The organism is Acidobacteriaceae bacterium, assembly GCA_035944135.1.
Taxonomy (GTDB): Bacteria; Acidobacteriota; Terriglobia; order Terriglobales; family Acidobacteriaceae; genus Granulicella.
This window is the reverse complement of sequence record DASZBM010000003.1, coordinates 1-19,457: the sequence shown is the minus strand read 5'-3', so window position 1 is coordinate 19,457 and position 19,457 is coordinate 1. Positions and strand designations below refer to the sequence as shown.

25 protein-coding genes are annotated in these 19,457 nt (G+C 59.8%); 13 read left to right on the top strand and 12 right to left on the bottom strand.

Annotated features, from left to right (window positions below):
- Positions 1-59 precede the first annotated feature (59 nt).
- The 7 genes from VGU25_09765 (at position 60) to VGU25_09735 (ending at position 4,014) form a co-directional block, all read left to right on the top strand.
- Positions 60-305 carry a hypothetical protein gene (locus tag VGU25_09765; GenBank protein ID HEV2577484.1) on the top strand — a complete coding sequence of 82 codons (246 nt, stop codon included), beginning with the start codon at positions 60-62 and terminating at the stop codon, positions 303-305.
- 13 nt (positions 306-318) lie between these two features.
- Complete coding sequence (sdhA, locus tag VGU25_09760) at positions 319-2,097, top strand: succinate dehydrogenase flavoprotein subunit (protein HEV2577483.1); 1,779 nt, start codon at positions 319-321, stop codon at positions 2,095-2,097.
- 67 nt (positions 2,098-2,164) lie between these two features.
- Positions 2,165-2,377: a hypothetical protein gene (locus tag VGU25_09755; GenBank protein ID HEV2577482.1), complete on the top strand. Its 213-nt coding sequence runs from the start codon at positions 2,165-2,167 to the stop codon at positions 2,375-2,377.
- 139 nt (positions 2,378-2,516) lie between these two features.
- Positions 2,517-2,726, top strand: coding sequence for a hypothetical protein (locus VGU25_09750; protein ID HEV2577481.1), 210 nt, complete (start codon positions 2,517-2,519; stop codon positions 2,724-2,726).
- The gene (gene sdhB, locus VGU25_09745; GenBank protein ID HEV2577480.1) at positions 2,704-3,513 is read left to right on the top strand and encodes a succinate dehydrogenase iron-sulfur subunit; all 810 of its coding nucleotides are present in this window, start codon (positions 2,704-2,706) and stop codon (positions 3,511-3,513) included. Before VGU25_09750 ends, sdhB begins: the two co-directional genes overlap by 23 nt.
- Before the next feature lie 55 nt (positions 3,514-3,568).
- Positions 3,569-3,778: a 2-phospho-L-lactate guanylyltransferase gene (locus tag VGU25_09740; protein HEV2577479.1), complete on the top strand. Its 210-nt coding sequence runs from the start codon at positions 3,569-3,571 to the stop codon at positions 3,776-3,778.
- Positions 3,775-4,014, top strand: coding sequence for a type II toxin-antitoxin system HicA family toxin (locus VGU25_09735; protein HEV2577478.1), 240 nt, complete (start codon positions 3,775-3,777; stop codon positions 4,012-4,014). The genes VGU25_09740 and VGU25_09735 overlap by 4 nt, the downstream gene beginning before the upstream one ends.
- A 161-nt stretch (positions 4,015-4,175) precedes the next feature.
- On the opposite strand, the gene VGU25_09730 is transcribed toward VGU25_09735, so the two are convergent.
- Positions 4,176-4,379 carry a hypothetical protein gene (locus VGU25_09730; GenBank protein ID HEV2577477.1) on the bottom strand — a complete coding sequence of 68 codons (204 nt, stop codon included), beginning with the start codon at positions 4,377-4,379 and terminating at the stop codon, positions 4,176-4,178.
- A 134-nt stretch (positions 4,380-4,513) separates the two neighbouring features.
- On the opposite strand from VGU25_09730, the gene VGU25_09725 reads away from it, so the two are divergent.
- The 4 genes from VGU25_09725 (at position 4,514) to VGU25_09710 (ending at position 8,060) form a co-directional block, all read left to right on the top strand.
- Positions 4,514-5,536, top strand: a complete 1,023-nt coding sequence (locus VGU25_09725) for a hypothetical protein (protein ID HEV2577476.1) — start codon at positions 4,514-4,516, stop codon at positions 5,534-5,536.
- Complete coding sequence (locus VGU25_09720) at positions 5,523-6,668, top strand: dipeptidase (GenBank protein ID HEV2577475.1); 1,146 nt, start codon at positions 5,523-5,525, stop codon at positions 6,666-6,668. The genes VGU25_09725 and VGU25_09720 overlap by 14 nt, the downstream gene beginning before the upstream one ends.
- 43 nt (positions 6,669-6,711) lie before the next feature.
- A complete protein-coding gene (locus VGU25_09715; GenBank protein ID HEV2577474.1) occupies positions 6,712-7,449 on the top strand; it encodes a peptidylprolyl isomerase in 738 nt (245 codons plus the stop codon).
- Between the two features lie 104 nt (positions 7,450-7,553).
- Entirely contained in the window at positions 7,554-8,060 is a 507-nt protein-coding gene (locus VGU25_09710) for a peptidylprolyl isomerase (protein HEV2577473.1), read from the top strand.
- Positions 8,061-8,112: 52 nt separating this feature from the next.
- Here VGU25_09710 and VGU25_09705 read toward each other — a convergent pair whose 3' ends face one another.
- The 3 genes from VGU25_09705 to VGU25_09695 are packed head-to-tail and all read right to left on the bottom strand — an operon-like array spanning position 8,113 to position 9,907.
- The gene (locus VGU25_09705; GenBank protein ID HEV2577472.1) at positions 8,113-8,457 is read right to left on the bottom strand and encodes a hypothetical protein; all 345 of its coding nucleotides are present in this window, start codon (positions 8,455-8,457) and stop codon (positions 8,113-8,115) included.
- 2 nt (positions 8,458-8,459) lie between these two features.
- On the bottom strand, positions 8,460-9,011 hold the full coding sequence (locus tag VGU25_09700; protein ID HEV2577471.1) for a hypothetical protein: 552 nt from the start codon (positions 9,009-9,011) through the stop codon (positions 8,460-8,462).
- 11 nt (positions 9,012-9,022) lie between these two features.
- Positions 9,023-9,907 carry a transporter gene (locus tag VGU25_09695; GenBank protein ID HEV2577470.1) on the bottom strand — a complete coding sequence of 295 codons (885 nt, stop codon included), beginning with the start codon at positions 9,905-9,907 and terminating at the stop codon, positions 9,023-9,025.
- A 69-nt stretch (positions 9,908-9,976) separates the two neighbouring features.
- Here VGU25_09695 and VGU25_09690 point away from each other — a divergent pair, with 69 nt between their 5' ends.
- Positions 9,977-10,738: a hypothetical protein gene (locus tag VGU25_09690; protein ID HEV2577469.1), complete on the top strand. Its 762-nt coding sequence runs from the start codon at positions 9,977-9,979 to the stop codon at positions 10,736-10,738.
- Between the two features lie 65 nt (positions 10,739-10,803).
- On the opposite strand, the gene VGU25_09685 is transcribed toward VGU25_09690, so the two are convergent.
- Genes VGU25_09685 through mdh form a run of 3 tightly spaced genes read right to left on the bottom strand, consistent with a single transcriptional unit; the run spans position 10,804 to position 14,207 of the window.
- Positions 10,804-12,093: a hypothetical protein gene (locus tag VGU25_09685; protein HEV2577468.1), complete on the bottom strand. Its 1,290-nt coding sequence runs from the start codon at positions 12,091-12,093 to the stop codon at positions 10,804-10,806.
- Positions 12,090-13,262: an acyltransferase gene (locus VGU25_09680; protein ID HEV2577467.1), complete on the bottom strand. Its 1,173-nt coding sequence runs from the start codon at positions 13,260-13,262 to the stop codon at positions 12,090-12,092. Before VGU25_09680 ends, VGU25_09685 begins: the two co-directional genes overlap by 4 nt.
- A 15-nt stretch (positions 13,263-13,277) precedes the next feature.
- Positions 13,278-14,207, bottom strand: coding sequence for a malate dehydrogenase (mdh, locus tag VGU25_09675; GenBank protein HEV2577466.1), 930 nt, complete (start codon positions 14,205-14,207; stop codon positions 13,278-13,280).
- Positions 14,208-14,326: 119 nt separating this feature from the next.
- Between mdh and VGU25_09670 the strand changes: the two genes are divergently transcribed.
- Entirely contained in the window at positions 14,327-15,049 is a 723-nt protein-coding gene (locus tag VGU25_09670; GenBank protein HEV2577465.1) for an SOS response-associated peptidase, read from the top strand.
- A 488-nt stretch (positions 15,050-15,537) separates the two neighbouring features.
- Here VGU25_09670 and VGU25_09665 read toward each other — a convergent pair whose 3' ends face one another.
- The 5 genes from VGU25_09665 to VGU25_09645 form a co-directional block, all read right to left on the bottom strand.
- A complete protein-coding gene (locus VGU25_09665; protein ID HEV2577464.1) occupies positions 15,538-15,903 on the bottom strand; it encodes a VOC family protein in 366 nt (121 codons plus the stop codon).
- A 37-nt stretch (positions 15,904-15,940) separates the two neighbouring features.
- Entirely contained in the window at positions 15,941-17,344 is a 1,404-nt protein-coding gene (locus tag VGU25_09660) for an NADP-dependent isocitrate dehydrogenase (protein HEV2577463.1), read from the bottom strand.
- A 112-nt stretch (positions 17,345-17,456) separates the two neighbouring features.
- Positions 17,457-18,242, bottom strand: a complete 786-nt coding sequence (locus VGU25_09655) for an SIMPL domain-containing protein (protein HEV2577462.1) — start codon at positions 18,240-18,242, stop codon at positions 17,457-17,459.
- A 162-nt stretch (positions 18,243-18,404) separates the two neighbouring features.
- Complete coding sequence (locus tag VGU25_09650) at positions 18,405-18,674, bottom strand: DUF2934 domain-containing protein (protein ID HEV2577461.1); 270 nt, start codon at positions 18,672-18,674, stop codon at positions 18,405-18,407.
- A 147-nt stretch (positions 18,675-18,821) separates the two neighbouring features.
- A partial coding sequence (locus VGU25_09645) for a glutamine synthetase (protein HEV2577460.1) occupies positions 18,822-19,457 on the bottom strand: 636 nt, incomplete at its 5' end.

Genomic DNA, 19,457 nt, shown 5'->3' with positions numbered 1-19,457 from the left:
AGCAGAAACACCAAGGATCGAGGTTGTGAATCCGCAGCAGCCGGGCGGGGTGCAGTGAGATGGCCGACGCAGCGTCCCTGCACAAGCTCACTTCATTTCTTGAGCGGCTTAGAGACGCGAAGATTCACTATCGGCTATCGGACCACCGGCCGGAGACGGTGATGGTGGAAATTGCAGCACCGGGCGAGCGATGGGAGGTCGAATTCTTCGTTGACGGACATGTAGAAGTGGAGATCTTCAAGGTTGATGGCTTTATGCGAGATGAAGGCGCGCTAGGCGAACTCTTTGCACGCTTCTCCGATTAGATCGAGGTACTGAATGGCAGCAGCAACACCAAGGATCATCGTTGTTGGAGGCGGGCTGGCGGGGCTGGCGGCCGTCATCAAGATCGCCGAGGCGGGTGGTAAGGTCGATTTGTTTTCGATTGTGCCGGTGAAGCGGTCGCACTCGGTGTGCGCGCAGGGCGGCATCAACTCGGCCAAGAACCTGAAGGGCGAGGGCGACAGCACGTGGAAGCACTTTGACGACACGGTGTATGGCGGCGACTTCCTTGCCAACCAGACGCCGGTGAAGCAGATGTGCGAGATGGGACCGGCGATTATCGACCTGCTGGACCGCATGGGCGTGCCGTTCAACCGGACGCCCGAGGGCTTGCTGGATTTTCGGCGGTTCGGCGGGACGCTGTATCACCGGACGGCGTTTGCGGGAGCGACGACGGGGCAGCAGCTGCTGTATGCGCTGGATGAGCAGGTGCGTCGCTACGAGAGCGAAGGCAAGGTGCAGAAGTACGAGGGGTGGGAGTTCCTCTCCGCCGTGCTGGATGAGAAGGGTGCGTGCCGCGGAATTTGTGCGATGGACCTGCGCACGATGGAGGTGCGGACGTTCCCGGCGGACGCGATCATCGTGTGCACGGGTGGCATTGGGGCGATTTTTGGGAAGAGCACCAACTCCGTCGTGTGCACGGGGAGTGCGCAGGCGGCGCTGTATCAGCAGGGCGCGGCGTATGCGAATGGCGAGTTCATCCAGGTGCATCCTACCGCCATCCCCGGTGAGGACAAGCTGCGGCTGATGAGCGAGAGCGCGCGCGGTGAGGGCGGGCGCGTGTGGGTGCCGAAGGATAAGAACGACAAGCGTGAGGCGAAGTCGATTCCTGAGGGCGAGCGCTGGTACTTCCTGGAGGAGTGGTATCCGAAGTACGGGAATCTGGTGCCTCGTGATGTGGCGACGCGAGCGATTCATCGCGTGGTGTACGAGTTTGGGATGGGGATCGATGGGCAGCCGATGGTGTACCTGGACCTGACGCACATCGATCGCGCGACGCTGGACAGGAAGCTGGAAGGGATTCTGGAGATCTACGAGAAGTTTGTCGGCGACGACCCGCGCGAGGTGCCGATGAAGATCTTCCCGGGCATGCACTACACGATGGGCGGCCTGTGGGTGGACTTCAACCAGATGACGAATGTGCCGGGGATTTATGCGGCGGGCGAGGCGGATTATTCGATTCATGGAGCGAACCGGCTGGGCGCGAATTCCCTGCTGAGCTGCATCTACGGCGGGTTTGTGGCCGGGCCGAATGCGATGGCGTATGCCAAGGGGCTGGCTCCGCAGACCGGCGATGGGGGCCATGCGGCGGAGAAGCAGCGGCAGATTGAGATGAACTCGCGGCTGCTGAATAACTCCGGGAATGAGAATCCGTTCAGGATATGGCGCGAGCTGGGCGATACGATGACGCGGCACGCGACGATCATCCGGTACAACAAGGGGCTCGAGGAAGCGGACGCAAAGATTGTGGAGCTGATGGACCGGTTCCGCAATGTGAACCTGGCGGACAAGAGCCAGTGGGCGAATACGAGCTTTGCGTTCGCGCGGCAGCTGTGGAATATGCTCGAGCTGAGCCGCGTGGTGGTGCAGGGAGCGAAGCTGCGCGATGAGAGCCGCGGCGCGCACTATAAGCCGGACTTCCCGGAACGCAATGATGAGAGGTTTTTGAAGACGACCAAGGCTTTCTTCCGCAATGGCGCACCGGCGTTTGAGTGGGAGGAGGTCGACACGCAGTTTATTCCGCCGAGACCGCGGAGGTACGACGCTACAGCTTAGGTGCGGCGCGTAGACCTCTGAGGATTCGACCCAGCCCTGGCGGTGGAGACCGCCATCTAAGGCAATCATGTTCGGACCTGAAGCGCTTACTCGAGTGGTTTACGTCCTTTTGGTCATCGTTTTTGTTGCGGTGGTCAGCTACATGATCTGGTACAACCTGCGCATCAAGCACCGGACACAGGAGCTTGAGGGCAGCACGCATCAGCACTACGGGACCGAGGAAGGGATTGCGGCAGGGACAGAGGCGGAGCATCAGGCTCGTCTGCACCACCGGCATTGATGTAGCCGGAGCCGCGAAGGAGGGCGCATGACACACACCGAAGAGGTCGTCGTGGTGGTGTTGGTTGTTGCGGCTACGGTGGGACGGTTGTTTTATCAGGCGCGTGGAGGCAGGCGGCAGCGGTGGAGGAAATGAAGCGATGGCGCATCCACACTTGAGCACGACGGTCGTGGGGATCGTGCTGGCGGTTGTGGCGGTAGGGTTTTATGGGTTGATTGTGCTGTACGGCGCGTGGATTGACGGAAAGCGCCAGAAGGTTCGGGATAAGGGCAAGCACCCGGTGACCGAAGGGTCGGGTGAGGTTCATGCAAGAGAGGATCACAGAAATGGCAGCAGGCGCGACGGCTGAAGTAACGACGGCGACTCCAACGGCTACGGGACGCACGTTCACGGTGAAGGTGAAGCGGCAGGCGACGCCCGACGCGCCCGCGAAAGATGAGACGTTCGCGATTCCCTATCGGCCGGGGATGAATATCACGTCGGTGCTGGGTGAGATTGCGCTGAATCCCACGACGGCGGATGGCAAGCCAACGACGCCGGTGAGCTATGACTCGAACTGCCTCGAGGAGATCTGCGGAAGTTGTGCGATGCGGATCAATGGCAAGGCGATGATGGCGTGCTCGGCGCTGGTGGACAAGCTGCTGGGCGCCGATGGCCGCGGCACGATCACGCTGGAGCCGCTGTCGAAGTTTCCAGTGGTGCGGGATCTTGCGGTCGATCGCAGTGTGCTGTTCGAGAATTTGAAGGCCGTAAAGGCTTGGGTGCCGATCGATGGCACGTATGACCTGGGCCCGGCGCCGCGGCAGTTCCCGCAGATCCAGGAGCAACGGTATCCGCTGTCGAACTGCATCTCGTGCACGATCTGCATGGAGGTTTGTCCGCAGTTCAACGACGTGACGAACTTTGTGGGCGCGGCAACGATTGCGCAGGCGAAGCTGTTCAACATGGATCCGGCAGGCGCGGTGTTGAAGGAAGAGCGGCTGCGGGCGCTGGCCGGTGACGGCGGCGTGCAGGAGTGCGGATTTGCGCAAAACTGCGTGCAGGCGTGTCCAAAGCAGTTGCCGCTGACCGAGGCGATCAGCGATATCGGAAGAGATGCGTTCGTGCAGCAGGTAAAGGATCTGTTCCGGCGGTAAGACTAGCTCACGAATCAGGCTTGAATCGAGGTTGCCGGATCAGTAGTCTGTTCGCATGAGTGAGCTCCTCTTCAACGTGACGCAGGAATCGGACGGCGGCTACGTGGCGGTCGCGGTCGGTGAAAGCATTGTGACCCAAGGCGATTCGTGGGATGAGCTCTGCTACATGGTGCTGGATGCGGTGAAGGGTTACTTTCATGACTCTGAGCCGCCGGCGCGTATACGGCTTTTTCTCCACGTTGAGCAGGTGCTGGCAGTCGCGTGAAGGTTCCTCGTGATTTGTACGGTCGCGATTTGGCCGACCACTTGATCCGTCGGTGGAGTTATGCGGAAGAGCGGCAAACGGGAAGTCACATCATTTTGCGAACAGAGACTCCCTTGGGGCAAACGCTGCCGATTCCAGCGCATAAACCTCTCCGCGCAGGCACGCTGAGTGCGATCATTCGCATGGTCGCCGAACACAAGAACGTCTCGCGTGAAGAGATTCTTCGCGGCATCTGATTCTGGAGGAACAAAGAAAAAAGCCCCGCGCCAAGCGGGGCTTTGTACTGCTGGCGGAATAGTACTCCCGGGCGGACGAGCTCGTAAAGAGGCGGCCGCGGTTGAAAGGCTGAGGAAAAGAAACCCCGCGCGGGCGGGGTTTCTTCTGCGTTCGGATCTATCTACTTCGTAAATTCTGAGCTGCCGGGATTCTTGGTTTCGTTGTCGTGGATGCGGTTCTGGGAGCGCTTTGCGGATTCCATCGCCTCGTGGTCCATGTGCTTGCGTTTTGAAGTGTCTACGTCGGTCGCCTGGCCGCCGCTGGACTCAATCGCTTCATGCGAGGGTCTTGCTCCGGTTTTGGTGGAATCTAAGCCACTTGCCATGTGTTCACCTCTCACCGGTTAAGATGGAGGGCCGCGGGACGGGGTTGCCGCGGCGGTCGCTATGGTACGGTGAGGAGGATGAAGGCGCTATGTAACGCGATAACTGCATTTATGCGGCGGAGTGGCCAGAGACGATGACCACAGAGCGGCTACGCAGCCGGTTGGCTGGTTGGTACTCGTGCATCATCGTATTTTTTGTGGCTGGCTTTGTTGCACAGCTTTATACCATTGAGCCGTCACCATATTTGGACCTGCGGAAGTATGCGCTGGGGCAGGAGCGGATGCCCTTCCAAGCGCGTGAGCTGATGCGCTATCCCCTGCTGTGGGCGGGAAATTCCGGCTTTGTGCAGAGGCATACGATCGGGCGCGCTGGAATCAACTCGCCGGAGCGGCTGGTAATTCTGCTGGTTACGTTTTGTTCGATCCTGCTGAGCGTATGGGCGGCGCGCAAGATTGAGCGCATGTACTGGCCGAAGGCGCGGGTGCCGCTTCTGTCTTTCGCGGTGTTGATTGTTGTGTTCATCTTCGACTTCTACCTGGGCGTTCCGTTTACGTTTCCGTACGATCCAGTGTCGATGATGTTCCTGGGCTGGGGACTGTACCTGGTGCTGGCGGACAAATTCTGGTGGCTGCTGCTGTTGTTTGCGGTGGCGACGTGGAACCGCGAGACGACGGTGTTCCTGATCCTGGCGCGCGCGGCGGTGGCAGTGTGGAGCGAGGGACGCTGGCGGATGCGTGCCGTGAAGATGCGCGATGTGGCGCAGGTTGCTGCGCTTTGTGTTGTGTGGGTCGCGATTACGGCGGCGCTGCACCACAAGTACGCCGGGAATCCGACGGAGGCGGGAGCACGCATCATCGGCAATCTGCATAAGCTTGCGAAGCCGGTGCTGTGGCCGGGGATTTTGAGCGGGTCGGCGTTTCTGATGCCGTGGATTTATTGGCGGAGGGATTTGATCTCGGCGCCGCGGCTGAGGGCGTGTGTGCTCCTGCTGCCGATTTGGGTGCTGATGCTGCTGTGCGTAGGGCAGATACTAGAGGTGAGAATTTATGGCGACATCGCGGTGTTCATAGCGGTGTGTGCTGCTGCGATTCTGCGCGCGGAGTTGAGCGGTAGCGCGGACGGTGAAGTGCGAGAGGAGAACGTTGCTGCTGCCTGAAGAGTTGAAGGACGCGATCGTGATCGATGGACATGCGGACACGCCGCAACGGTTCGTCGATGAAAGATGGGAGTTTGATGGGCCGCTGAGCGACGGGCACCTGAACCTTGAGACTGCGCGGGCGGGAGGGCTGTCGGCGGAGTTTTTTGCGATCTGGGTGCAGCCGGATGAGTGGCGCGGAAGATATGCGCGTCGCACACTCGAGTTGATCGACGGCGTGTACGAGCAGTTGCGGAGGCATCCGCAGGAACTGGCGCTGGGATTGTGCGCGGAGGATGTGCGGCGGGCGCATGCGGACGGGAAGTTTTGCGTGCTGCTGGGGATCGAAGGAGGGCACTCGATTGAAAACAGCCTGGCGCTGCTGCGGATCTATCACCGGCTCGGCGTGCGGTACATGACGCTGACGTGGGCGAACTCGAATGAGTGGGCGGATAGTTCGGGCGATATCGACAATGCGAGTGTGGCGCATCACAACGGGCTGACCCAGTTTGGGCGCGTTGTAGTACGCGAGATGAATCGGCTGGGGATGATGGTGGATGTGAGCCACGTTTCGGACAAGACGTTCTGGGATGTGTTGGAGACGACACATGCGCCGGTGATTGCGTCGCACTCGAGTGCGCGGGCGCTGGCGAGCGCACCACGGAATCTGACGGATGAGCAGTTGCGGGCCGTGGCAACGAGCGATGGGATCGTGATGGTGAACTTCTACGCGTCGTTTGTGGATGATGCGTGGCGCGAGGCGTGGAGTGCGACGTCGCCGGAACGTGAAGCGCTGACGGAGAAGGCTGCGGCTAAGTATCGCGAGCGCGGTGAGCCAGTTCCCTACTCTGTTGCGCTGAAGGCGGATCGCGAGTTTTTTGCAGCGCGTGCGGGGACGCTGAAGCGCCCGTCGTTTGAGCGGGTGGTGGACCACATCGATCATGTGGCGAAGGTTGCGGGCATCGACCATGTAGGGATCGGGACGGACTTTGATGGATTTGGAATTTTGCCGGAAGGGCTGGAGAGCGCGGCGGATTTGCCGAAGATTTATGAGTCGCTGATGCAGCGCGGGTATACGAGCGCGCAGATGCGGAAGATTCTCGGAGAGAATCTGCTGCGTGTGATGGATGCGGTGCAGGACGCGGCGGAGTAAGCGTTTTGCGCACCCGAGTGAAGACGGAGTAGCCTGTAACTGAATGAGTTTGACTGGATTTTCGTTACGGACGCTGGGAGTTGCCGGTCTGACGATGTGCAGCATCGGAGGACTGGCGCAGACACAATCGAGCACACCGACACAGTTGCCGGATGCTCCATCGACGGTAGCCCAGGAGGCTCCGCCGGCGGTTCCCACGGGGCCGACTGTGATCTTCGATACGACGATGGGACGGCTGACGTGCAAGCTGTTTGCGAAGGAAGCGCCGAAGACGGTAGATAACTTTGTCGGGCTGGCGACGGGAACGAAGGCGTGGACGGACCCGGTGACGCAGCAAAAGGTGACGGGCAAACCGTTCTACGACGGCACGACGTTTCATCGCGTGATTCCGGAGTTCATGATTCAAGGCGGCGACAGGCTGGGAACCGGGGCCGGCGACGCTGGCTATTTCTTCGAGGATGAGTTTTCGCCGTCGCTGCGGTTTGATGTGCCGGGAAGGTTGGCGATGGCGAATGCAGGACCGAACACGAATGGCTCGCAGTTTTTCATCACAGAAAAGGCGGTACCGGAGTTGAATGGGAAACACACGATCTTCGGGCAGTGCGACACGCACTCGGTGCTGATCGTGGCAACGATTGCACGTGTGGAGCGAGACTCGGAGGACAAGCCGGTGACGCCAGTGGTGGTCAACAAGGTGACGATTGTGCCGGACGGGCAACCGATTCCGCCGGATCCTGCGGCAGCGCAGGCTGCGCCACCAGCGGGCGCGACACAGCATTAGGGCATGCGGGCATCTCATGAAAGCAGGTTCCTCCCCCTCGACTCCGCTCAGGGTCGGAATGACAACAAGAAAAACAAAACAACAAAGTTCGATAAGGAGACGTGATGGCTACAACTGCTGTGTTCAAGACCTCAGAGGGAACGATCAAGTGCAAGCTGTTTGAGCAGGAGGCGCCGGAGACGGTGAAGAATTTCACCGAACTCGCAGAGGGAACGAAAGAATGGAACTCGCGCTCGAAGAAGGGCCCGAAGCTGTACGATGGCACGATCTTTCATCGTGTGATTCCTGAGTTCATGATCCAGGGCGGCGACCCGGAAGGCAATGGAATGGGCGGGCCGGGCTATAAGTTCGCCGATGAGACAAAGCGCTCGCCGCACAACTTCAAGCAGCCCGGCAAGCTGGCGATGGCGAATGCGGGACCGAATACAAATGGCTCGCAGTTCTTCATCACCGTGACCGATACGAGCTGGTTGACCGGCAAGCACACGATCTTCGGCGAAGTGACGGAAGGCTATGACGTGGTGGAGAAGATCAGCAAGGTGCCGCGCGACTCGATGGACCGGCCGAAGAAGCCGGTGGTATTGGAGAGCGTGACGATCGAACGCTCTTAGTTCCAGATGATCTGCACGAAAGACCCGCTCGGCTGAGCGGGTCTTTTTGTCTTCAAAAGAGCTCGATGATGGGTGGAAAGGTGAGAAGCAGAGACAGCGCGAGCAGGACGAATGCGCCTACGAGGATGGGACGGAGCGCGACCTCGCGAGTGCGCCAGCGGGACCAGAGCAGAATCCACGCAAGAAGCCAGATTGCGATCGCGGCTGTGGTGACTCCGGAGAGCGGGCCGGTGCGCGTGTAGAGGATCAGATGGCGTGCGAAGGACTTTGATGCGTCGCCGGCAACGGTGAGCACACCGAGCGAAAAGCAGCCAATGCCCGCAGCGAGAATTGCGGCGGCGCCGAAGCCGTTGGGAAGCGTGGGGTCGAGTTCGTTCGTGGACGAGGGATGGTGCAAGGTCATGCTCCGCGGAGGAGATGGAAGAGGTGTCCGCCCTGGACGGGCGCGTATTTGTTGATCATGGCGCCGGAGAAGCCGGCGATGGCCGCCGCGAAAAATGCAACGGCCACGAAGACAAGGACGGCACGCCGGAGAGGGAGATGGTTGCGAAGCTGACGTCCATAGTGAAAGAAAACGGCCGTGACCATGGTGATCGCGATGGGGGCGATCCAGGCAACGTGTTCCTTCCACTCCATGCCGAGCGAGTGCCAGCCGATGGTGGTGGGCTGGGACTTGAGAAAAGCCTGCGGATAACTCGCGAGATCGGCACCGGGAGGAGCAACGGCGCGATACCAGGGATAGATGATGTACGCGCCAGTGAGCACGGTCAGCCAGGCAAGGATGGTCATCGCCAGCAGGTAGAGGCGCACGGCTCGTTCGTTCGCCGGGGACCCGCTTCCCTGCCCGATGCGCACGAGCTCAAAAAAGGCGCCGGAGAAGGCGAGCAGAAAGAGCGCGCCGAATCCCATGCCGTGAATAATCGTGAGTACGCTGCGGAGAGTGATTTCCATGTTTTGAGTGGCTAAGGCATCATGCTGCGGAAGAGTTGTTGGTTAGTGTCGGACTTCGTGTCTTTGTCTTTGTCTTCGGGGCCTTTGCCCCAGGTCCAGTACATACCAAGGTACGCATAGTTCTCCGTCTGCCCGGCAATGGAATGCCCATAACAAAACAGGAATTGTTCTCCCGGGTGTTTCTTGAAGTGGTAGTAACCGCCGACATCGATCAGGGTGGAACCCTCCGTCTGCGCCGTTGCAAATCCCTCCTTCTGATGCCCGAAGACTTCAGCACCGAGTTCCAATCGTTCGCTGAGTTTGCGTTTAATAAGCCAGCCTGTATACCAGTAGTTTCTGTAATCGGTCTGGGGAACGACTACGTATCCGACTCCGCCGTCGAACAGCCAGTCGCCTTTGTTCTTTTGCAGCCAGATGGGAATCTTGAACCACGCCTTGCCTACACCAAGGCCACGGTCATAGCTGCCGGTCGGAAGCTCATACATCGGAAAGGTTCCAATCTGCGGGACATGAGGAGACTCTTTGATGAAGGCTACCTTCGTTCCCAGCTCCGTATCGATCAGGCCAAATGCGCTAGGGCCCGTGCCTGCCGGTGCGTAGACAGTCTTGTTGGACGGATTAATAGAACCCCAAGAGAGTATTCCGTGGATCTGAAGTCGAGGGAGCGCACCCCAATTGAACTCGAACGCCGGACCGGTCGAGTCCATCTCCACCGGCGTGCCGTCGGCCGCACCGAAAATATAGAACTCATAGTGCTGAAAGTCGACGGGAACCGGATCATCGGTTTGATACGGCGGCCCCTGTGCCTGCAGACGAGTCGGCGCCAGCGCGAGAACAATCAGGGCTGTCAGGAAAAAGCACATCCAGCGGCCCATGCGCGCCACAGGCGAATTCATGCTCACTATGGTGCCACAGAGCGATGAACAGCGGTTCATAGAACCGCGACACCAAGTACATTGGTCAGCATGGAAGCGCAGCATAGCAGGGCATCCGTTGTGAGTATGGCGGCGATTGCCGTGTGCCTCGCGACCACGCTGCACGAGGGCGTCGGGCATGGCGTGACGGCGTGGTTGCGTGGCGACGTAGTGACGGAGTTGACGAGCAATCATCTCTCGAGTGTGAGGCCCGATAGGCTGGTGGATGCTGGCGGAACGATTGCGAATCTGGTTGTCGGAGTTGTTTCGATGATGATCTCGATCGCATCGGGAAGGCGCGCCAACCAGAGGTACTTTTTCTGGATCTTCGGGGCGCTGAATCTGCTCTCGGGCGCGGGGTACTTCCTGTTTTCAGGCGCGCTGGGAGTGGGCGATTGGGAGCAAGTGATTGCGGGCTTGCCGCACTATGTCGGATTTCGGATCCTCATGGCAATCTTCGGAGTCTTGCTGTACGTCAGCTTTCTGCGGCTGATTGCGATGGAGATACACCCATTCCTGACGAGGCGCCGCGATTACAACACGCTGGCGCGGCTGGCATATTGCGCCGCGTGTGCGACGGACTGCATCGCAGGAGCGCTCGACCCGATGGGAGTGAAGCTGCTGCTGATCTCGACAATTCCGGCTGTGTTTGGGGGCTTCTCGGGACTGCTGTGGGCGGACGTGTTTCTGCCGAAGTTCAATGTAGAGCAGCCGCTGATTGTGAAGCCCTCGCGCGTGCTGTGGGTAACAGCGATGGTGATCGTGGCGCTGTTTGTGGTGGTGCTGGGGCGCGGCGTGGAATTCCGTCACTAGAGGAGCACCGACGGACGGTTCCAGGATGATGCCTGAGTAAGCGATAGCTGTAGGCTATGCGGCGCCTACCTTTTCAGGAATATTGCCGTGGGATAGATGTTGCGGTTCATGACGCCGCGGTCTACGACGTCGCAGAAGCCCCAGCGATCGGCATAGTAGACGTGAGCGAATTCCCGGATATGCGGCTGCAAACCGCTTTGTAAACCGCCTTGGGGCGGATGGTTTGCGACCAGCGCGATCAGCGAAACGTTTGCGGCGAGAAGGAGGGCGGCGCAAAAGAGGATCGCAGAGGACGCCCATCGGCTGCGCGTGGTGAGGAGCAGGATGCCTGGCCACACGGCGATCTGCATCATGCGCGCTCCTGGATCGGATATGCCGGCCGCCGCGCCGGGCATCAACAGTGCGCAGCCGAAGAAAATAATGATGGCGTGCCAGAGGAAGCGCTGCTGATCGTGTGTCTTGAGAGAATTCGTACCGCGATTTGAGAGCAGAAGAAACATCGCTAACGCAACGACTGCATTGGCAGCAAACAACAATATAAAGATCTTGCTGCCCGCGAGCTTCAGAAGGACGGAGTCGCTCGGCCCCAGCGCAGGATTGATAAAGCCCCAACCCTTGAGGAACGTGTTGATCTTGAATGCAACAAACGCCGGCGACCTCGCCGAGACGGACGCAACCATTCCAGCGTGCGCGTCGACATTGCCGTGCAGGAGCTTCCCAACGAAGTAGCCTGCAGTGAGTAGCAAGACCGGCCAAATCTGCCAAAGCAGCCGCAAGCGCCGGCGATCGACCGCATAGAGGAACAAGGCGAGGGTGGCAAAGGCGCACGGGATGAGATGACTGAAGAAAGCCAATGTCAGCAGCAACCCGTATTTCCAGCGACTCTCTGATTCCTTGAGGAGCAGAGAGCAAAGGAGCATGGCGAAGTACAAACCGAACATGAAGTTTGTGAAGCCTGCCCAGAAGTTGAGACCGAGAACCACGGCGGAGATAAAGACAGGAAGGTGCCAACTGGCTTCACTCCGGGCTGCTCTCTGCAGGGCAAACGCGCTGAGGATGCCGAGAACAATCTCGCAGACGAGCCACACTTTGGCGGCGAGCTTCCAGGGCAATACGAGCATGAGAATCCCAAGCCCAACGGTGGTCAGGCTGTTGGGCACGGGATAGTGCTTGAGTAAGTAGGCGGGCTGGGGATGTCCGCTCAGCAGATCGCGCAGGAGAACGCCGTGATAAGTCCATTCGACATAGTCTCCGAAGGACGGCAGCGGACGGGCGTGGAAGATAAAGAAGAGAGACAACAGCGGCGCAATGACTGTCAGCGAGAGTCCGAGAGTGGCGGCGAACCGTGTCTTCATGCTGGCGCTACAGGGACGGGCTGTTGGACACCGACGCGCTGGCGAAGAGCCGTGGTGATCGGCCTTTCAATCAACCGATAGATCAGGACTCCGGCGATGGAGGTGGCGATGATGGAAAGGATCATCATGAGCACGCCAGCTTCAACAGGTTGCTGCTGTACAAATGCGGGGCGTACTCGCCCGATAATGATGTGAATTACAGGAAAGATGAACGTTTGAACGAGGTAGATAGAATACGAGGCGTCACCAAGCAGGAGCAGCCACGGCGGAAGTTTTTTCGCAAGCACCGGCTCAAGAGACACGACAGCGGACACTATGAGCAAGGCTGAGATGCCCCACGTTGCCGGGCGAAAAATTGGACCTGCGCCAGGTACGAGAAGGAAGAGACCCGCGAACCCTGCTACGAGACCTGCAACGGCCGCCACTTTGGAGAGCGGCATTTTGGAGTGCTTCAGGGAACGCATCGTCAGGACTGCGAGACCAACACCGGCAAGAAATTCCAAGACGATTGGATCGGCAAGCGCAGTCCACGCAGGCCACGCTTCCATGCGGAAGACGCCGACGATGGACACCACCAGCATGGCGGGAACAAGTACGCGCATCATGCGACGTCCATAGGCCAAACTGACGGCGAATACGAGATAGAAAAACATCTCGAAGTTTAGTGTCCAGCCGACGGAGATGACTGGGCGGATTTCTCCGTAGCTGGCGCGCGAGGGAATGAAGAGGAACGAGGACACAATGTTCCATGGTCCGGAGTGCGCGTGCAGACTTAGGCTTGGCTTAATGGAGACAATGACCACGCGGGCGAGGGTCAGCAGCCAATAGAGCGGAACGATGCGGATGATCCTTCGCCATAGAAAGAGACGGCTGGGATGAGCGCGTGTGATAAGGCGCTGTGAAGAAATCATCATCACAAAACCGCTAATCACGAAGAAGATGTCAACACCAGCCGGGCCGTGAAGCCACGAGAGCGAGCCTGGCACCCAGCCATTCTGACTTAGCAGGAAATCAGTGGAATGGCCCGCCACAACCAGAAGCGCGGCGACGGCTCGCAACGACTGCACACCAAAGAACTCCTGCTTTCCCTGCGCCTTGTCTCTCGTGTTCAAGCCGTCCCCATAGTCGATGCGGGCCGGAGCGCGATTGTGAAGCACTCCGGCCGCCATCGAGTGCTTCGTGGGTTACGCGACGCCAATGACGGTGCAGAGTTCTTTGACGGCGTCGGCGGATTTATTGAGGGCTGCCTGCTCTTCCGGCGTGAGCTTGATCTGGATGATCTGCTCGAGGCCCTTGGCGCCGAGCTTGCACGGAACGCCGACGTAGAGGCCGTTGATGCCATATTCACCCTGCAGGTATGCGGCGCAAGGAAGGATCTTTTTCTTGTCCTTGAGGATGGCTTCGACCATCTCGACTGCAGCGGCAGAGGGAGCGTAGTAGGCGGAGCCGGTCTTGAGGTGCTTGACGATCTCGGCGCCACCGTTGGCGGTGCGGGTCTCGAGCTCTTTGAGGCGCGCGGGCTCGATGAGTTCGGTGATGGGGATGCCCGCGACCGTGGAGTAGCGCGAGAGCGGCACCATGGTGTCGCCGTGGCCGCCGAGGACGAAGGCGGTGACGTTTTCGACGGAGACGTTCAACTCTTCGGCGATGAAGGTGCGGAAGCGCGCGGAGTCGAGTACGCCGGCCATGCCGATGACGCGCTCGCGCGGGAGCTTGGCCTGCTTGAACGCGGTCTGCGCCATGGCGTCGAGCGGATTAGAGACGATGATCAGTATGGCGTTGGGCGAGGCGGCGACGGCCTTCGAGACCACGTCGGACATGATCTTGAAGTTGGTGTTGAGCAGGTCGTCGCGGCTCATGCCGGGTTTGCGGGCGATGCCGGCGGTGATGACGATGATGTCCGAGTTCGCGGTGTCGGCGTAGTCGTTGGTGCCGGTGATGCGGCAGTCGCGCTTTTCGATGGGCATGGCTTCGAGGAGGTCGAGCCCCTTGCCCTGCGGCACGCCTTCGACGACGTCGATGAGGACTACGTCAGCGAGCTCCTTCGCGGCGATCCAGTGTGCGGCGGTCGCGCCTACGTTTCCGGCGCCTACGATGGTCACTTTTTTACGCATGAATGAGGTCCTTCGGAGTGGTGTTTCGAGACTCTTCCAATGATAGCCGCGGAAGGCGGTGAGCGTCGCGCTTGTGCGATGAACGGACGCGAGATCGAGTTTGCTGGCATGCTGGATGTATGTGTGGGAGATATCTGCGGCGAAGTGACAAGCAGCGGATCGCGGAGGCGTTTCACCTGGGACAGCTGCCGGAGAACTTTGTGCTGCCGCCGGATTACAACGTCGCGCCGACGACCTTTCAGCCGGTGGTTCGGCTGAATCGCGATACTGGCGAGCGCGAGGTGGTGATGATGCGGTGGGGACTGATTCCCTGGTTTGCGAAGTCGGCGGATGAGTTCAAGGGGTTTTCGACGATCAATGCGCGTGCGGAGAACGTGCAGGAGCGGGCGCTGTGGCGGCGGCCGTTTGAGAAGCGGCGTTGCTTAGTGCCTGCGGATGGGTTTTACGAGTGGCAGAAGATCGATAAAAAGACGAAGCGGCCGTTTGTCTACACGCTCACCAAAGGCCAGCCGTTCGCGTTTGCGGGGCTGTGGGATGCGTGGAAGGACCCGAGCAACGGCGAGTGGCTGCAGACCTTTGCGATCATCACGACGACGGCGAATGAGCTTGCAGCAGAGGTTCACGATCGCATGCCGGTGATTCTGCACCCGCGGGATTACGATCGCTGGCTGCAGCGCGGCGAGGTGTCGCATCTGCCCGTGGATCTGCTGCGGCCGTATGAGTCGGACGAGATGCAGGCGGCGCCGTGCAATCCAGCGGTGGGCAATGCAAAGAACAACGGGCCCGAGCTGTTGGTATGCCCGAACCCGCCTGAACCGCCTGATTTATTGAACAGCCGCTGACTTGCGACCTCGTCAAGCCGAATCTTTATTGAACATAGCTATCGCTTCATCTCTAGAGTTCACTAAGCCTAATCGCACCAGTCGAGACAAAATGCCACCGTCGGATCGGCCGTGGGCGCTCTGAAGATCCATGAGCGAGGCCCCAGCGGCAAAAGCCGACTGAAGCTGTTGGTCTTCGCTCTGTGTCCACGGCTTGCCAGCCCTTGGAAGCTCCTCGACGGCTTGAGCCGGACGCCTTCGAACTCCACCGATAGCTTCCTTCGCGAGAACCAGTGAGCGAATGACCTCTCGATCTGCGAGAAAGTTTTGCGGAGATACGGGAACCCCAGTCTTGGGATCTCTTCCTAGAAATGAGGGAAAGCAAATGTCGGTGCGCTAATTCGTTACGATCCATGCGCGACAGGGTCACCCGCTTTAGGAAATCAAGCGAATCCTAACTGACACCCAACTGACGATCTATTCCACAAAGGTGCGTTCCCTATCCTCGCTCAATCCCACTTCACGGTTTCCCAGAGGTACAACGGGTTGCCATCCGGGTCGTGGAAGGAGACGAAGTTGCCGTTGGGTGTGCGCTTCACTTCGCCGTCGAAGCGGACGCCAGCGGCGGTGAGGCGCTGGACGGCGTTGCCGATTGGCTCGTCGATTTCGAGGCCAATCTCGATGGTGCCCTTTGCGCCTGGCGGGCCATTGTTGCCGCGAGGGTCCAGGCCAAGGGTCAGGGTTTCACCGGCACGGACAGTCGCCCAGTGTTCGTCGTAGTGCGCAATAAGTTTGAGCGCAAGCACCTCGGTGTAGAACTTCACCGAGGCGCTCACGCTCGAGACATAGAGAGTTGCGTTGCCGCCAGTAATCATCGCTGCCTCGCTTTCTTCCTCGCATGGTCCGATAGCGTCAGCCCATGTTTTCGATCATGCGGGTGGCGAACTCGCTGGTCTTGACCTTGGTCGCTCCCTGCATCTGGCGCTCGAAATCATACGTGACGAACTTCTGCTGGATGGTTTTCTCCATCGAGTTCTCGATGAGGCGCGCGGCTTCGTGCCAGCCGAGGAAGTCGAACATCATGACGCCGGAGAGCATGACAGACCCGGGGTTGATGACGTCCTTGTCGGCGTACTTGGGTGCGGTGCCGTGGGTGGCTTCGAAGACAGCGTAACCGTCGCCGATGTTGGCGCCGGGTGCGATGCCAAGGCCGCCGACCTGCGCGGCTGCGGCGTCGGAGATGTAGTCGCCGTTGAGGTTGGTGGTGGCGAGGACGGAGTAGTCGCTGGGGCGGATGATGATTTGCTGGAAGATGGAGTCGGCGATGCGATCGTTGACGAGAATCTTCTTCTTCCACTGGCCGTTGCCATGCGACTTGCCGATGGCCGCGATGACGTCTTTTACTTCCTTGACGATGGAATCGCCGAACTCCTTGGGCGCGAACTCGATGCCGGGCTCGACGAGGGCGGCGTTCTCTTCGGGCGTGAGGTTGGGGTTCTGCTCCAGGTTGCCAAGGATCCAGCTCTCGCGCTCGGTGATGGTCTGGTCGCGGAACTCCTGCGTGGCGACCTCGTATCCCCACTCGCGGAACGCGCCCTCGGTGAACTTCTGGATGTTGCCCTTGTGGACGAGCGTAACGACCTTGCGGTTGGTGTCGATGGCGCTCTGGATGGCGGCGCGGACGAGGCGCTTGGAGCCGGTGATGGAGATGGGCTTGACGCCAACGCCGGAGTCGGCGCGGATTTTCTTCTTGGTGCCCTGGAGCATCTCGTTGTTGACGAAGAAGATGAATTTTTCGGCTTCGGGGGTCCCCTCGCGGAACTCGATGCCGGCGTAGATGTCCTCGGTGTTCTCGCGGAAGATAACGACGTCGAGTTTTTCGGGCGCTTTCACGGGGCTGGGCACGCCAGCGTAGTACTTGACCGGGCGAATGCACTGGTAGAGGTCCATGAGCTGGCGCAGGGCGACGTTGAGCGAGCGGATCCCTCCGCCTACCGGCGTGGTCAGCGGACCCTTGATGGAGACGCGGAAGTCGACCGTCGCCTTGACGGTGTCATCTGGCAGCCAGTTCTTTGTCTGGCGGAAGGCCTTTTCGCCGGCGAGGACCTCATACCACGCGACCTTGCGCTTGCCGCCGTAGGCCTTTTCAACGGCGGCGTCGAAGACGCGCTGCGATGCCTTCCAGATGTCGCGGCCGGTGCCGTCGCCCTCGATGAACGGGATGATGGGGTTGTCGGGGACAGTGTACTTGCCGTCGGCGTACTGGATTGCCTTGCCGTCGCTGGGGACGGCGATGCCGTTGTAGCTGGTCTGCATGAGCTGGCTCCTCGGGGAATTTCGGGGATTTGGTCAAGCTAACAAAGCGGCGGAACGAATGGCAACGCGGGTGCGCGATAACCGTGCGGGCTTGATAAGTCGGCGGACGGCGTCAGTTCACGAGGTAGTAATCGATCGTCGAAACGACACGAACCTTTTTCATGATGCTGGAGTCTGCCTGCTGATCGAAGCCGCCGTCATCTCCCGTGCTCGAGCCGGCATTGGCGGCTGAGATTGAGAAGACCCCCTGTTCCGCGCTGCGGATGGCTCCGACCTGCGAGCCCGAGTCGGCAGCGAAGCGGTCGGCTGAGGCGCGGGCGTTGCGCGTCGCCTCCGTGATCATGTCCGGCTTGAGGGCGTTCAGGCCGTTGAATTTGTAAATGACGCCGCCACCGCCGCCGCCGATGCCGTTACCGCCGGACTGGATGACGATTCCAGCTCGAATGAGATCCGCGGTATGGCTGTTTGCGGCGGCGACTTTATCGACATCGTTGCTCTGGACCGTGATGGTTTGGTCGACCACAAAACGCGGACCATGGTTGTTGTTATTGAACTGCTGGGTGGAGCGGTCCGTGACCGAGATGCTGCCGAGGGTCACGTCGGCGGGCGAGAAGCCCTGCGCCTGCAGGAACGCGATAACGGCTGCCTTGTCCTTCTCGCTGGCAGCGAAGACCGTTGGCAGGCTGTCTCCGGCCTCGCTGAAACTGATAGGCCAAGTGGCGCTGTCGGACTTGACCGTGCGCTCGACGAGGCCTTTGACTTCGACGTAGCGGTCGGCACGCTTGAAGTCGCGAATGCGAGTGCCAAGCAGAAGACCGCCGACAACAAGGCCGATCGCTAGAAGAACGCCAAGAGCTGTAAAGGGAATGAGGAGGGGAGAGCTTTCGTACTGCGCCACAGAAGGACGACCTCAGTCTTACCGCTCCATCAAGCAGGAGGGAGACCTGTGATGTGGAGCATGAGGCAGAGTCGTTTTGGCGTCAATAGACTTCTGGTAACCAGGAATCCGGCACGGAAGAAGTTGATACGCGGCGCGATGGGGCTGCGCCGCGCGAAATCTTTAAGCTGCCTGCAGAGTTTCCACGGCGCGGAGCCAATCGACTTCCGGCGAACCGAACGGACGGCCGCGCTCGACCCAGTACTGCTCGGCGAGACGGGCGATCTCCTCATAGCTTGGGATGTGCTTGTCTATATGATTTTCGATGTGATGGTTTTCGATGTGCTTTTCGACGACAGGGGCCGCCTCGACCTTTGCGGTCGTTTTGCGTGCCGGAGCCTTGCGGGTGCTGGGCTTCTTCTCTGTCGAGGTGGGGGACTTGGGTATAGCCATGCTGCCTCCAGTGGGTTTGGGTAACTCTATGGTAACGTCCTGAACCGTGAAAACCAAGAATTTTCGGCATAAATCACCGAAATCCGGGCATAAAAACGGAGAGACCGAACGATCCGGTCTCTCCGTTGAGATGCGGTTTTCAGGGGTTTAGAACTGGCCCCAGAGGAGCTGGTTGTAGACGTCGTGATGGAACTGGACTTCGCAGCCCTTGACGATGGTTCCAAGCAGGCGCGGGCAGCGGTCCGCTGAGCCCTGCTTGAGGTCGGCGTAACGCGCCTTCACGTCGGCGCCGAGCAGAGCGGTCGTCCACTCGGAGTTGCGGAAGTCGTCGAGCGCGGTGTAGATGTTGTCCGGCAGATAGCGCTTGGCCTGGCGCAGGTTGGGGATCTGCGCGATCTTGCCGGTGAGGCCCGTCTTGAAGACCGAGAGCATCACCAGGTATGGATTGGCGTCCGGGCCGACGGAACGAACCTCGACGCGCGCCGACTTCTCGTTGCCGATGGGGATGCGAACCATGGAGCCACGGTCGACCGGCGAAGCCATGATCTGGTTCGGTGCCTCGAAGTGCGGGTCGAGACGGCGATAGGCGTTGACCGAAGCGTTCAGCAGCAGGCAGATGTCGTTGCCGGCCGAGAGGATGCGGTCGACGAAGTCCCAAGCGAAGCCGGAGACCTTCTCGAGACCGTTGGGATCCCAGAAGATGTTCTTGCCGTCCTTGGTGACCGACACGTTGGTGTGCATGCCCGAGCCATTCACGCCGGTGACGGGCTTGGGCAGGAAGCT